The 13,234-nt window shown below is 63.7% G+C and carries 12 protein-coding genes and 1 pseudogene; 8 read left to right on the forward strand and 5 right to left on the reverse strand.

The window, feature by feature from the left end; all coding sequences use genetic code 11:
- Window positions 1-164 precede the first annotated feature (164 nt).
- From cyoA to JQ604_RS35220, 7 genes are all read left to right on the forward strand, one after another.
- A complete protein-coding gene (cyoA, locus tag JQ604_RS35190; protein ID WP_212365323.1) occupies window positions 165-1,328 on the forward strand; it encodes a ubiquinol oxidase subunit II in 1,164 nt (387 codons plus the stop codon).
- 7 nt (window positions 1,329-1,335) lie between these two features.
- Window positions 1,336-3,342 carry a cytochrome o ubiquinol oxidase subunit I gene (gene cyoB / locus JQ604_RS35195; protein ID WP_212365324.1) on the forward strand — a complete coding sequence of 669 codons (2,007 nt, stop codon included), beginning with the start codon at window positions 1,336-1,338 and terminating at the stop codon, window positions 3,340-3,342.
- A gap of 14 nt (window positions 3,343-3,356) precedes the next feature.
- Complete coding sequence (gene cyoC, locus JQ604_RS35200; RefSeq protein WP_212365378.1) at window positions 3,357-3,986, forward strand: cytochrome o ubiquinol oxidase subunit III; 630 nt, start codon at window positions 3,357-3,359, stop codon at window positions 3,984-3,986.
- Window positions 3,983-4,360, forward strand: a complete 378-nt coding sequence (gene cyoD / locus JQ604_RS35205; protein ID WP_212365325.1) for a cytochrome o ubiquinol oxidase subunit IV — start codon at window positions 3,983-3,985, stop codon at window positions 4,358-4,360. The genes cyoC and cyoD overlap by 4 nt, the downstream gene beginning before the upstream one ends.
- Before the next feature lie 209 nt (window positions 4,361-4,569).
- Window positions 4,570-5,343: an SURF1 family protein gene (locus tag JQ604_RS35210; protein ID WP_212365326.1), complete on the forward strand. Its 774-nt coding sequence runs from the start codon at window positions 4,570-4,572 to the stop codon at window positions 5,341-5,343.
- 25 nt (window positions 5,344-5,368) lie between these two features.
- On the forward strand, window positions 5,369-6,688 hold the full coding sequence (locus tag JQ604_RS35215) for an ATP-binding protein (protein WP_249159119.1): 1,320 nt from the start codon (window positions 5,369-5,371) through the stop codon (window positions 6,686-6,688).
- The gene (locus JQ604_RS35220; protein ID WP_212365328.1) at window positions 6,681-7,214 is read left to right on the forward strand and encodes a response regulator transcription factor; all 534 of its coding nucleotides are present in this window, start codon (window positions 6,681-6,683) and stop codon (window positions 7,212-7,214) included. Before JQ604_RS35215 ends, JQ604_RS35220 begins: the two co-directional genes overlap by 8 nt.
- A 17-nt stretch (window positions 7,215-7,231) precedes the next feature.
- Here the strand turns inward: JQ604_RS35220 and JQ604_RS35225 are convergent, their stop codons facing one another.
- Window positions 7,232-7,882 carry a glutathione S-transferase family protein gene (locus JQ604_RS35225; protein ID WP_212365329.1) on the reverse strand — a complete coding sequence of 217 codons (651 nt, stop codon included), beginning with the start codon at window positions 7,880-7,882 and terminating at the stop codon, window positions 7,232-7,234.
- Between the two features lie 114 nt (window positions 7,883-7,996).
- Window positions 7,997-8,377 carry a YybH family protein gene (locus tag JQ604_RS35230; RefSeq protein ID WP_212365330.1) on the reverse strand — a complete coding sequence of 127 codons (381 nt, stop codon included), beginning with the start codon at window positions 8,375-8,377 and terminating at the stop codon, window positions 7,997-7,999.
- Window positions 8,378-9,215: 838 nt separating this feature from the next.
- Here JQ604_RS35230 and JQ604_RS35235 point away from each other — a divergent pair.
- Window positions 9,216-10,130: a hypothetical protein gene (locus JQ604_RS35235; RefSeq protein ID WP_212365331.1), complete on the forward strand. Its 915-nt coding sequence runs from the start codon at window positions 9,216-9,218 to the stop codon at window positions 10,128-10,130.
- 97 nt (window positions 10,131-10,227) lie between these two features.
- Here JQ604_RS35235 and JQ604_RS42235 read toward each other — a convergent pair.
- The 3 genes and pseudogenes from JQ604_RS42235 to JQ604_RS35250 form a co-directional block, all read right to left on the reverse strand.
- A pseudogene (locus tag JQ604_RS42235) lies at window positions 10,228-10,430 on the reverse strand (IS5/IS1182 family transposase); the annotation flags it as partial.
- A 297-nt stretch (window positions 10,431-10,727) separates the two neighbouring features.
- Entirely contained in the window at window positions 10,728-11,669 is a 942-nt protein-coding gene (locus JQ604_RS35245) for a hypothetical protein (RefSeq protein ID WP_212365332.1), read from the reverse strand.
- Between the two features lie 108 nt (window positions 11,670-11,777).
- Window positions 11,778-13,190, reverse strand: a complete 1,413-nt coding sequence (locus JQ604_RS35250; RefSeq protein WP_212365333.1) for an FAD-binding oxidoreductase — start codon at window positions 13,188-13,190, stop codon at window positions 11,778-11,780.
- Window positions 13,191-13,234 lie beyond the last annotated feature (44 nt).

Below are 13,234 nucleotides of genomic sequence, written 5' to 3' on the forward strand. Positions count from 1 at the left end.
ATCGACCGCAAGCCGGGGTCTGGCAGGCGGTCCCGAGTCTATTCTTGGCGTCTATCCTTGGCCTCCCATCCCGCAGTGCAACATTGGACAAATTGTCCAATGGGCGGAATGCTGCATCGCAGCTACCCCTTGGTCCACCTGATAAAATTCGATCGGACCAAGCCGTGCGCGCATTGAAATTACTGGCATTATTGCCCTTCGCGGCCGCCCTCGGCGGCTGCGACTTCGTCGTCCTCGCGCCTGCCGGCGACGTCGCCGCCCAGCAGCGCGACCTCGTCGTCATCTCCACCGTGCTGATGCTCCTGATCGTGCTGCCGGTGATGGCGCTGACCGTACTGTTCGCCTGGCGCTACCGCCAGACCAACACGCAAGCCGCCTACGATCCCGAGTGGGATCACTCCACGGGCCTCGAGCTCGTGATCTGGTCGGCGCCGCTTCTGATCATCGTCTGCCTGGGCGCGCTGACCTGGATGGGCACCCACCTGCTCGACCCCTACCGCACGCTCGGCCGCATCGACTCCAACCGCCCGGTCGTGGCCCAGGACGCGCCGCTGAATGTCGAGGTGGTCGCGCTCGATTGGAAGTGGCTGTTCATCTATCCCGATTACGGCGTCGCCACCGTCAACGAGCTCGCCGCCCCGGTCGATCGTCCGATCCACTTCCGCATCACGGCTTCCTCCGTGATGAACTCCTTCTACATCCCGGCGCTCGCGGGCCAGATCTACGCGATGCCGGGCATGGAAACCAAGCTGCACGCGGTCGCCAACAAGCCTGGCTCGTTCAAGGGCTTCTCGGCGAACTACAGCGGCGCCGGCTTCTCCGGCATGCACTTCACCTTCAAGAGCCTCGCGAGCACCGAGTTCGACGGCTGGATCGCCAATGTCCGCGCCAGCGCCGCCAAGCTGACCCGTGCCGACTATCTCAAGCTCGAACGCCCTAGCAGCAACGAGCCGGTGCGCAAATACGCCGCCGTCGACAACGATCTCTACAAGGCCATCCTCAACATGTGCGTCGAAGCCGGCAAGATGTGCATGAGCGAGATGATGGCGATCGACGCCAAGGGCGGGCTCGGCCATCAAGGCCTCAACAACACGCTGCCGCTCACCTACGACAAATATGCCCGCCGCGGCGCCCCGCTCGGCCCCGAGCCGACCTATGTCGCCGGCATCTGCAGCGTCGACGAGTTGAAGGGCCGCACCAGCCCGGACCTCGCAGCGCCGCTGGACATGACGCCTTTGCGCGGCATCGGCCTCACCCGTCCGCCATTCTCCCCGGCCAATTCCTCGACATCGCTGCTGCTCGGCCAGCGCCAAAAGTCTGATTCCTGAGGTCCGCATGTTCGACAATCCCGCTCTCATCAAGGCGATCTTCGGCCGGCTGACGCTGGAATCGCTGCCGCTGCATGAACCGATTGTGGTCGGCACCTTCGCCGTCGTCGCCCTCGGCGGCGTCGCGCTGTTCGGCGCCGTCACCTATTTCAAGCTCTGGGGCTATCTGTGGCGCGAGTGGTTCACCACCGTCGACCACAAGCGCATCGGCATCATGTACATGATCCTCGGCATCGTGATGCTGCTGCGCGGCTTCGCCGATGCCATCATGATGCGCGGTCAGCAGATGCTCGCCTTCAACGGCTCCGAAGGCTACCTCAACGCCCATCACTATGATCAGATCTTCACCGCGCACGGCGTGATCATGATCTTCTTCGTCGCCATGCCGCTGGTGACGGGCCTGATGAACTATGTGGTGCCGCTGCAGATCGGCGCCCGCGACGTCTCCTTCCCCTTCCTCAACAATTTCAGCTTCTGGATGACGGTCGGCGGCGCCGTGCTGGTCATGGCCTCGCTGTTCATCGGCGAGTTCGCGCGCACCGGCTGGCTGGCTTATCCGCCGCTGTCGAACCTCGGCTACAGTCCCGACGTCGGCGTCGACTATTACATCTGGGCCCTTCAAGTCGCAGGCATCGGCACCACGCTCTCAGGCATCAATTTGATCTGCACCATCGTCAAATTGCGGGCGCCGGGCATGACCATGATGAAGATGCCGGTCTTCACCTGGACCTCGCTCTGCACCAACGTCCTGATCGTCGCCTCCTTCCCGGTGCTCACCGTGGTGCTCGCGCTGCTGTCGCTCGACCGTTACGTCGGCACCAATTTCTTCACCAACGATTTCGGCGGCAGCCCGATGATGTATGTGAACCTGATCTGGATCTGGGGTCATCCCGAGGTCTACATCCTGGTTCTGCCCGCCTTCGGCATCTTCTCCGAGGTGACCTCGACCTTCTCGGGCAAGCGGCTGTTCGGCTACACCTCGATGGTCTACGCCACCGTCGTCATCACCATCCTGTCCTACCTGGTCTGGCTGCATCACTTCTTCACGATGGGCTCGGGCGCCAGCGTCAACTCGTTCTTCGGCATCACCACGATGATCATCTCGATCCCGACGGGGGCGAAGATGTTCAACTGGCTGTTCACGATGTATCGCGGCCGGATCCGCTTCGAATTGCCGATGATGTGGACCATCGCCTTCATGCTGACCTTCGTGATCGGCGGCATGACCGGCGTGCTGCTGGCGGTGCCGCCGGCCGACTTCGTGCTGCACAACAGCCTGTTCCTGGTCGCGCATTTCCACAACGTGATCATCGGCGGCGTGCTGTTCGGCCTGTTCGCCGGCATCGGCTACTGGTTCCCGAAGGCGTTCGGCTTCAGGCTCGATCCGTTCTGGGGCAAGCTGTCGTTCTGGTTCTGGGTCACGGGCTTCTTCTTCGCCTTCATGCCGCTCTATGTGCTGGGCCTGATGGGCGTGACCCGTCGCCTGCGCGTGTTCGACGATCCCTCATTGCAGATCTGGTTCATCATCGCGGGCTTCGGCGCCTTCCTGATCCTGCTCGGCATCGGCTGCATGCTGATGCAGTTCGCGGTGAGCTTCCTGCGCCGCGAGCAGCTGCGCGACGTCACCGGCGATCCCTGGAACGGGCGAACGCTGGAATGGGCGACCTCGTCGCCGCCGCCGGATTACAACTTCGCCTTCACGCCGGTTGTCTATGACAACGACGCCTGGTTCGACATGAAGCGCCGCGGCTACAGCCGCCCGCTGACCGGCTTCAAGCCGATCCACATGCCCAGCAACACCGGCACCGGCATCATCCTCGCCGGGCTTGCCACCGCGATGGGCTTCGCGCTGATCTGGTACATCTGGTGGCTCGCCGCACTCTGCGTCATCGGCCTGTTCGTCGTCGCGATCGGCCACACCTTCAACTATCACCGCGACTTCGACATCCCGGCCGACGAGGTGGTGCGGGTCGAAGAGGCGCGCACGCGCCTGATCGCTGCGGGAGCCAAGTGATGACCGTTCAGACCATGAATATCGCCGCCGGCTCCTCCGAGACCTCGCAGCCGGTCTTCCACGTGCTCGACGAGCACGCGCATCCCGAAGGCTACAGCACCTCGCTGGGCTTCTGGATCTATCTGATGAGCGACTGCCTGATCTTCGCGATGCTGTTCGCGGTGTTCGGCGTGCTCGGCGGCAATTACGCCGCCGGCCCCGCGCCGAAGGATCTGTTCGATCTGAAGCTCGTCGCGGTCAACACCTCGATGCTGCTGCTGTCCTCGATCACCTATGGCTTCGCCATGCTGACGATGGAGAAGTCGCAAGTACGCGCCACGCAGATGTGGCTCGCGATCACCGGCCTGTTCGGGCTCGCCTTCATCGGCATCGAGCTCACCGAATTCGCCCACATGATCCATGAGGGCGCCACCCCGCAGCGCAGCGCCTTCCTGTCGTCGTTCTTCACTTTGGTCGGCACCCACGGCCTGCACGTCTCGTTCGGCCTGGTCTGGCTGGTGACGCTGATGGTGCAGGTCGCGCGTTACGGCCTGATCGAGGCCAACCGCCGCCGGCTGATGTGCCTGTCGATGTTCTGGCACTTCCTCGACGTCGTCTGGATCGGCGTCTTCACCTTCGTCTATCTGCTGGGAATGCTGCGATGAAATCCGACACTCACGCTCTTCACGCCGACGCTCACGGCCATGACACGGCGTCCCACGGCACGCTGTCGAGCTATCTGATCGGCTTCGGCCTCTCCGTCGTCCTGACGGCGATCCCTTTCTGGCTGGTGATGTCAGGCGTCATCGCCAGCAAGGCGGCTACGGCGATCGTGGTCATGCTGTTCGCGGTCGTGCAGATCGTGGTCCACATGATCTACTTCCTGCACATGAACACGCGGTCGGAGAATGGCTGGACCATGATGGCGCTGATCTTCACCGTGATCATGGTCGTGATCGCGCTGACGGGATCGCTCTGGGTGATGCACCACCTCAACATCAACATGATGCCGGTGCACAATATGAGCCAGATGCCGTGATCGGTCACCGCGACGGCGGTCCTTCCTCACCTCTCCCGCTTGCGGGGGAGGTCGACGCGCGCGCAGCGCGTGGCGGGTGGGGGCTCTCTCCGCGCGAAGGCTCTCGCAAGCGGAAACACCCCCACCCCAACCCTCCCCCGCAAGCGGGAGAGGGGGCGCACTCCCGACGCGGCCACAAGCTCTCTTCCTATTTCCTGCTCGCGCTGGGCATGCTCGGCGTGATCACACTGACGTCGCTCGGCGTCTGGCAGATCGAGCGGCGGACCTGGAAGCTGGCGCTGATCGAACGGGTCGAGGCGCGCATGCATGCGGCGCCCGTCGCGGTGCCGCCGCCCGCATCCTGGCCGACCGTGACGGCAGCCGGCGACGAATATCGCCGCGTGACCGTGAGCGGCCGGTTCCTGCACAGCGACGAAACCCTGGTGCAGGCGGTGACGGACTATGGCCCGGGCTTCTGGGTGCTGACCCCGCTGCGCGCGGCCGATGGAACCATCATCCTGATCAATCGCGGCTTCGTTCCCCCAGACAAGCGCGATCCCGCGACCCGTGCCGCCGGCAATCCGGAAGGCCCGGTCGCCGTCACCGGCCTGCTGCGGATCACGGAGCCGAAAGGCGGCTTCCTCCGCGCCAACGATCCCGCCGCCGGCCGCTGGTACTCGCGCGATGTCGCAGCCATCGCCGCGACGCACGGATTGTCCGGTGTCGCGCCCTTCTTCATCGACGCCGATGCCGCCGCGAATGCCGGCGGCCTCCCGGTCGGTGGGCTGACCGTGGTGCGGTTTCCCAACAACCACCTGATTTACGCGCTGACATGGTTCGCGATGGCCCTTATGCTGGGCCTCGCACTCCTGCGCCTCGTCAGCAGGGGCCCGGTCCGCCACGCGGACAAGCGGCGCAGCGCCGTGCGGGGCCTGATGGGTGCGGCGCGCAACCTGTCTCGCACCCCAGGCCCAGATGCTCGAGCGCACATCGGATCTGCATGACGGACAAGACCCGGACGGTGCAGCAATGACCGCGGCGGCCGCGCATATGCCGGTCGCGCTCGGTGCGCCCTCGCCGACCGACGCTGCGACCAACCGCAAGAACATGGCGCTCTTGATCCAGCTGCGCTGGACCGCCGTGATCGGCCAGGTCGTGACCATCGGCTTCGTGCAGTTGTGGCTCGGCATTGCCCTGCCGCTGGTGCCGATGGCGAGCGTGATCGTGGCGCTGGTCGCGCTCAATCTCGTCAGCCTCGCCTGGGTCCGCGACCGCGCCGAGATCGGCAGCCGCGGGCTGTTGCTGGCGCTGATGATCGACGTCGCAGCCCTGACCGCGCAGCTTTATCTGGCCGGCGGCGCCACCAATCCGTTCACCTCGCTGTACCTGCTGCAGGTCACGCTCGGCGCGGTGCTGCTCGATGCCCGCTCGACCTGGTCGCTGGTGGCGCTGGCCTGCGCCTGCTTCGCCGGGCTCACCGTGGCGTTCCGGCCGCTGGCGCTGCCGAGCTTCAGCGATCCCTTCAGCCTCTACATCATCGGCGCCTTCATCGGCCTCGTGCTCAATGCCGTGCTGCTGGTCATCTTCGTGACCCGGATCAATCGCAACCTGCGCGACCGCGACGCGCATCTCGCCGCGCTCCGCCAGAACGCCGCCGAGCACGACCACATCGTCCGGATGGGCCTGCTCGCCTCCGGTGCCGCGCATGAGCTCGGCACGCCGCTCGCCTCACTCTCGGTCATCCTCTCCGACTGGCGCCGGATGCCGGCGCTCTCGGCCGACAAGGAGCTGTCGCACGATCTCGGCGAGATGGAGACCTCGCTGCAGCGCTGCAAATCGATCGTGACGGGCATCCTGCTCTCGGCCGGCCAGGCGCGCGGCGAAGGCTCCTCACCGACCACGGTCACAGCGTTCCTCGCCGCGCTGGTGGAGGAATGGCGCACAACGCGCCCGTCGGCGACACTGTATTTCCGCAACGCCTTCGGCAACGATCTGCCGATCGTTTCCGACATCGCGCTGAAGCAGGCGATCTTCAACGTGCTCGACAACGCCGCCGAAGTCTCGCGGGACTGGATCGAGCTGATGGCCGAGCGCGAGGACGATCGCCTGGTCCTCTCGGTCAGCGACCGTGGCCCCGGCTTCGCCGCGGAGATGCTGGCGCATGTCGGAAAACCCTACCAATCGACCAAGGCGCGGCCCGGCAGCGGCCTCGGCCTGTTCCTGGTCGTCAATGTGATCCGCAAGCTCGGCGGCGTGGTGACGGCGCGCAACCGGCGGGACATCGGCGCCATCGTCCGGCTCGAGCTGCCGCTGTCGACGCTTGCGATCGGAGACGGTCTCGATGGATGAGCGCCAGCTCCTGATCGTCGAGGACGACGCCGGCTTCGCCCGCACGCTGAAACGCTCCTTCGAGCGGCGCGGCTACGGCGTCGCGGTCGCCACGTCGCTGGAAGAGGTCCGCAAGCTGCTGGACGAGCAATCGCCCGGCTATGCCGTGGTCGACCTCAAGCTCGCCGGCGGCGCCTCGGGGCTGGCTTGTGTCGAGGCGTTGCACGGGCACGATCCGGAGATGCTGATCGTCGTGCTCACGGGTTTCGCCAGCATCGCCACCGCCGTCGAAGCGATCAAGCTCGGCGCCTGCCACTATCTGGCAAAGCCGTCCAACACCGACGACATCGAGGCCGCCTTCCAGAAGGCACAGGGCAATGCCGACATCGAAGTCGCCGCGCGTCCGACCTCGATCAAGACGCTGGAATGGGAACGCATCCACCAGACCCTGATCGAGACCGACTTCAACATCTCCGAGGCCGCGCGCCGGCTCGGCATGCATCGGCGGACGCTGGCGCGGAAGCTCGAGAAGCGGCAAGTGAAGTGAGTACACTGCCGGAGATCCTACGTAACCCTCGCCGCCGGCGATCGTCCGACCGGCATCAACTCATATGGCGGCTTCCAGCCCGGCAGTGACGCGAGGCGCTGGCGCCAGGCATGGATGGCGGGAAACGTCGTCTCGATATCGAAGCCGGTCTCTTCCTTGGGATAGTAGATGTAGCCGGCCAACGAAAAATCCACGATCGTCAGCCGATCGCCGAGCATGTAGGGGCGATCGACGAGATGCTTCTCGACGATCGCGCAGGATGACACCACACGCGCACGCAGGAACGCCAGCACCGCCGGATGCACCGGCTCCGGCGTCAACGCGTTCTGAAAGCGGTGCATCGCATAGTTCGCGGTGAATTTGTGATTGTCGAACATCAGCCAGCGCAGCACGTCGAAACGGTCCGCAGCATTGGCCGCGAAATGGCCGGTCGTCTCGGCAAGCCAGATCAGGATCGCACCTGACTGCGACATCAGGCGGCCGTCAACCTCGAGCACCGGCACCTCGCCCATGAGATTGGTCTCGGCGCGCCACGTGGCATCGCGGGTCTGGCCGCCGGCGAAATCCACCCCGACCGGCTCCCAGTCGAGCCCGGCGCAATTCAGATACAGCGCCAGCTTGTAGGAATTGCCGGACCCACCCACGCAATGCAGCCGGTATCGCGCCATGTTGGACCTCGCGCTGATGTCGCATCATCGGCGCGGATTGTGGCTGAGGGCTGCTGACAGCATGGTGTCAGCAGCCGCACAACCCGGAATTCCCGCGATGGTCCCGTTCGATGATCACTGCGTGAGGTTGACGTTCCACGTATGCGCCTTGATCCGCAAGGCGCGCCCTTCCCTCTCGGCGATCAGCAGGAAGTTTCCGCTGATATCCACCGTCTGCTTGTCGGGCAGGTTGACGTTCCCGGTCCACGTCCCCTGCTCCCACACGACGGCTCCATCAGCCGAGCAGCGCCCCTGCTGGATTTCCAGGTGATTCCAGATCTTGGTTGCAACTTCGCCCCACGCTTCGATGCTGTCCCGGCCGCTGACGCTCGGCTGCCCGGCCGGTACAAGAACCGCGTCCTTGCAGAACAAGGCCGCCCAACGGTGCGCGTCGTGGGCATTGACCGTCTCGACGAATTTCGAATTCAAGTCAGCAAACGCCTGTGAAACATCCATCCTCGCCTCCCGAATATGCGATGAGATTTTGCGATGAGACTTGCCATTTCCAGATGCGTGGTGACGATCACACCGACGCGTACCGCACACGGCGGACTGCGTCTGTGATGGTCACGCGGCGAGAGCTTACTCCTGCCGAACGGCGCCGTCAGCTTGCATTGTCCAACCATCAGCGGAACGCAATCGTTGGTCCGCGTTTGAAACGCGAGAGCCGCTCTGTCGCGCTGGCGAAGACCGCAACGACCTTGGTTGGCAACGGAATCCGGTATCATGATGCGCGCACATCGCGGCTCGCGCCGAATGGGCCGATGTCTGTGTAGCCGCCGTACAACATCCGCCATGTTTCGTCGCCGGGAACAGATCTCGGGACTTCAAACAACCGAAGAGTTCTGGAATCGTGGCCTGACCGGGCTGGAAGTATTGCATTGCACGGACGCTCAATTTTCCCGGACACAGGCCGCAGCGCGCAACGCCTGCGGCCTTTTTCATTGTCCGTCCTAGAGCATGATCCGGAAAAGTGTGAAGCGGTTTTCCGAAAAGATCATGCTCAAACAAGGAGCTAAAGGCGCGATGACGATTCAACCCAATCTCATCGCGCTTTAGCAAAATCGATCCACGTGCAAATCACCGTACCGGGAAGACCGCGCAAGCTCTCGCAATTCGACGGTGAGTGTGGGTACCCCTTTGGCAGTATTCCGCTGCCTGCCCCAATTTGCTCCTGTCGGCGTCCTAATACGGACAACGGCCATCGCCATGGGCGGCCACGACGGCGCATCCATCATCAGGCTGCACGTGCGTGCCGGTGAGAACCATCTGCCAGTCCGATGCGGAGCACCACATGGAGTCCACTCCGAACGACAAGCTCACGGAAGAGCAGGTTGCGAGCCTGGAGGAGCAGCTCGTGAACCTGGCGCGCGCCAGGGTGAGTCCTTCGGACAGGCCGCCAGGCGTCACGGCGTCTCGCGCCCCGACGGCAACGCATCACCGCCCGCTGGAGTTACGTTCCCTCGCGTTTGCCGGTGCGCTGCTGGCCGCAGCCGTCGGTCTCGCAACCTGGTGGTGGTCGTCCCCCGCTCCCAAGCCGAAGACGGCAGCCCCGGAAGCGACGACCGTGCAGCTGGCTGCAAAAGAAGACGTCACGCCGACTGCCGCGCCTGCACCTTCGGAGTCGATGCAACAGCTCGAGGCGACTGCGCGTGATCTCGCCGCCTTGAAGCAGACCGTCGAACAGCTGCAGGCGAGGCAGGATCAATTGATCCGCGACAACCAAGCCGTCGCAAACCAGCTCAAGGCGAGCCAGGACGAGATGGCCCGCAACAACAGCAATGTGCTCGACCAGCTCAGGGCAACCCAGATGCAAATGGAGCGCGCGAACGCTGCCGTCACCGAGCGGCTCAACGCCAGCCAGGAACAAATCCAGGGGCAACTGGCCCGCGTCATGTCGAATGCTCCGGAGCCAAGGGCAGCACCCGACGCGCCAAAGGCAATAGCCGACGAGCCGAAGGTACCCCCCGGGCAACCGAGCACGATGCCCGAACAGCCGAGCGCAATGCCCCAGGAGCCGAGCGCGACGCCTCAAGAACCAGGCCTGACGTCCGAAGCACCAAGGGTGATGCCCGGGACACCGCTGCCGCGTCCACGGCCGACGAGTTTTGCTCAGGCAAGCAGGCCGGCAGCGCCGCAACAGGAAACTGCGCGGCCGCGCCCCAGGCAGCCGCAACTGTCATGGCCATGGTCACAACAGGGACGCTAGAGCATGATCCGGAAAAGTGTGAAGCGGTTTTCCGAAAAGATCATGCTGATAGAACGAGCTAAAGCGTGATGACGATTTAACCTAATCTCATCGCGCTTTAGGGCGTGGGCTGATAACGCGCGGCACAGCCATAGCCGGATAGACGCGAATGGACGAAGACAGGATAATTCCCGCAAGCCTGTCGTAGCGCGTCGTCATACGACAATTGCTTGATCCTGTTGAAGAACCGCTCGAGTGATTGCGAGCGCGATAATGGGACGGACTGAAGCAGATCGGATCGCTACGATTGCTTTTCGGGGGATGTTGGCCTACGCGCCTTCTTCTTGGCGTGTTCTCGCTTCCGAGCAGGCCTCGGTCGGACGCTTACGGGGTAGAAGCGGACGCCACCCAGCCGACCAATCTCCGCTGAAACCGTCGAAAATGACCCACAGCGGACTTGCTCTTGCCCGGGCGCGTGTTCGCGCAACCAGTCGGCTCCATCCGCGCTGCGCTCGCTGAAAACCCCCGCAACGTGCGGGGGTTTTCATATCTGCAGCATCGCGGTCGTACGGCGGTCAGCCGCGACATTCGGTCAGTCGCAGCTTCACGCGGGCGGAACTACTGCAAGGCGTAAGTTCCTGAAAAAGTACCGTTGGTGCCGTTGCCTTGAACCGTATTGCCACCGCCCGAGAGCAAAAGGCCTCCGCTCCCTGCGGCGACACCGGTGCCGTTACCGGTGATCTCCGAGTTCTTCACGCGAACCGTGACGCCCGGACCAAGCGAGCGGATTCCGAATCGATTATTGGCGGATATCGAGTTCGTGACCAAAACGCCGATAGGGGCTCCACCGCTCGGCGTAGTGGCAACAATTGCGTCCTGCGAGTTATCCGACATCACGCTGTCAGCGATCGTCATGTTGATGCCGCCGCTGCTGCCGGTGCCGTCGGCTGCGATGCCAAAGACATTCTTGCTGACGCTGACCCGCTTCAAGACGACTTGGGCGGTTCCGCCCGATTGAGGGTTCACCACGATGCCTCCGCCCGTCGAACCGCTGCCGTTGTTGCTCAACTGGCTGTCGGTCACCATCAGCCTTGAACCGGAGGCTATGGGCCGGAACCTGATTCCGACGGCAGCCGCCGAGGTGAAATTCTCGATGAGGCAATTCTCGACGATCAGCGCTGCGCCGTCGACAAAATCAATGCCGGGGATGTCATAGAAATTACCGCCGTTGATCGACAGATTGCGAATCCGCACGATAATGCCGGCTCCCTGCACCTGGAGAGCAGTGCTTGACGCGGCCGTGCCGGCACAGTCGATGGTCAGCGATCTGTCAATTGTACCACCCCCGATGATGGCGGAATCGACACAATTGATTTCGCCGCCTGAGACCGTTGCGGCGACAGCGTTCCCAATGCTGGAACATGGGGCTGCCTGGGTGCATGCGGTGCCGCTTCCTGCGCCCGACACATAACTCCTGGATTGCAGCGCCTGCGCCGGCGCTGCGGCCAGCAACGCGAGCGCGGCCGTAACGCCGAAAAACAAAAGTCCGGTCCTGGTCATGACGAGCCCCCTCTACGGATAGATGAAATGAAATTCCTGTCTTTCCCGGCGAAAGGCCGCGCAAGATCGATCCGCAGCAGCGTGCGACCCGACTCCGCGCGCCGGACTTCAACGCGCTGCCGTGTGGGGTAGCGATGCCGTCGGCTTGATATTCTGGTTGAGGCGGAAGAAATTGGTCGGATCGTATTTGTTCTTGAGCACGGCCAACCGCGCATAGTTCTCGCCATAGGCTTCGCGGACACGGTCCTCGCCCTCATCGCCGAGATTGTTGGCGTAGACGCCGCCGGTCGAATAAGGCCTGACGGCGCTCCACAGCTCGCGCGCCCAATGCATGTTCGCGCCGTCATCGGCCGGATCGTCCCAGATCGCGATCGGAAAGCAGTCGAACGCTGCATCGCGGTTTGCGTAGGGCGATTCGGGCGTTGGAACCCGCGCGATTGCGCCGCCGACGTGCTGGAAAACCAGTAACGACGAGGCGTTGGGCGCTGTCGCATAGGCGTCGAGCAGCGCGTCGATCGCGCCCGCACTGATCTCGCGCAGGAACTGCGCCTTCCAGTAATAGCGACGTCCTCGCGGAAACAGGGCGTCGCCTCCCGACTGAATCGCAAGATAAGGGACAGTTGCGAGGCTGGTCTCGGCGGGCGAGCCGAACTTAACCATCGGTGACAGGGCGCGCTCACCGTCATGATGCGAACCGACATAGCAACCGGTGATGCTGAAGAACCGGTCGCCGGACGGCAACGTTACAAGGGCTGCATCGACGTTGACCTCATCGGCCGCGTTGCGGGCGAATTCATCATAGAACTGCATGGCCTCGCGCGCCTGATCGTACGGATGAAGCGCCGACGCGACCAGCAAAGAAGTGCCGATGGAATGGAGCCGGTATTCGAACGCAGTCACGATGCCAAAATTGCCGCCGCCACCTCGCAAGCCCCAGAACAGATCGGGGTGTTCGGTCGCGCTGGCCTTCAAGATCTTTCCCTCGGCTGTCACCACTTCGGCGGCAATCAGGTTGTCGCAGGTCAGCCCGTATTTGCGTCCGAGCTTGCCGAAGCCGCCACCGAGCGTGAGCCCGGCGATGCCGGTATCGCTGTTGATGCCCATGGTGGTCGCCAGGCCGTGCGCCTGCGTGGCGCGATCGAATTCGCCCAGATCGACGCCGGCCTCCGCGCGCGCTGTCCGACGGACCGGATCGACCTCGATGCGTTTCATTCGCGACAGGTCGATGACCATGCCGCCGTCGCAGACCGACAGGCCAGCGACATTATGGCCTCCGCTGCGAACCGCCACCGGGAACGCGCCGGATTTCGCTGCTATCACGGCCTCAACCACATCCTGGGCATCCGCGCAGTAGGCGATCATGGCCGGCTTCTTGTCGATAGCACCGTTCCAGACCTTGCGCGCCTCGTCGTAGCCGGCGTTCCCCCTGAGGACGACATTGCCCTTGAGCCGTAGCTGTGGGGTGGACCGAGGTTCGGAGTGCGATTTGCCCGTCAAGTGATCATATGTCTGCCGCTGCATTCGATTAGCTCCGTGCCACCAATGCCCATGCGGTCATCTCACGG

The organism is Bradyrhizobium jicamae (genome assembly GCF_018130695.1).
Taxonomy (GTDB): domain Bacteria; phylum Pseudomonadota; class Alphaproteobacteria; order Rhizobiales; family Xanthobacteraceae; genus Bradyrhizobium; species Bradyrhizobium jicamae_B.

Coding starts and splice junctions, on each gene's coding strand:
- cyoB (WP_212365324.1), top strand. CDS start 1,336: ATGTTCGACAATCCCGCTCTCATCAAGGCGATCTTCGGCCGGCTGACG.
- cyoC (WP_212365378.1), top strand. CDS start 3,357: ATGAATATCGCCGCCGGCTCCTCCGAGACCTCGCAGCCGGTCTTCCAC.
- cyoD (WP_212365325.1), top strand. CDS start 3,983: ATGAAATCCGACACTCACGCTCTTCACGCCGACGCTCACGGCCATGAC.
- JQ604_RS35210 (WP_212365326.1), top strand. CDS start 4,570: ATGCTCGGCGTGATCACACTGACGTCGCTCGGCGTCTGGCAGATCGAG.
- JQ604_RS35215 (WP_249159119.1), top strand. CDS start 5,369: ATGACCGCGGCGGCCGCGCATATGCCGGTCGCGCTCGGTGCGCCCTCG.
- JQ604_RS35220 (WP_212365328.1), top strand. CDS start 6,681: ATGGATGAGCGCCAGCTCCTGATCGTCGAGGACGACGCCGGCTTCGCC.
- JQ604_RS35225 (WP_212365329.1), bottom strand. CDS start 7,882: ATGGCGCGATACCGGCTGCATTGCGTGGGTGGGTCCGGCAATTCCTAC.
- JQ604_RS35230 (WP_212365330.1), bottom strand. CDS start 8,377: ATGGATGTTTCACAGGCGTTTGCTGACTTGAATTCGAAATTCGTCGAG.
- JQ604_RS35235 (WP_212365331.1), top strand. CDS start 9,216: ATGGAGTCCACTCCGAACGACAAGCTCACGGAAGAGCAGGTTGCGAGC.
- JQ604_RS35245 (WP_212365332.1), bottom strand. CDS start 11,669: ATGACCAGGACCGGACTTTTGTTTTTCGGCGTTACGGCCGCGCTCGCG.
- JQ604_RS35250 (WP_212365333.1), bottom strand. CDS start 13,190: ATGCAGCGGCAGACATATGATCACTTGACGGGCAAATCGCACTCCGAA.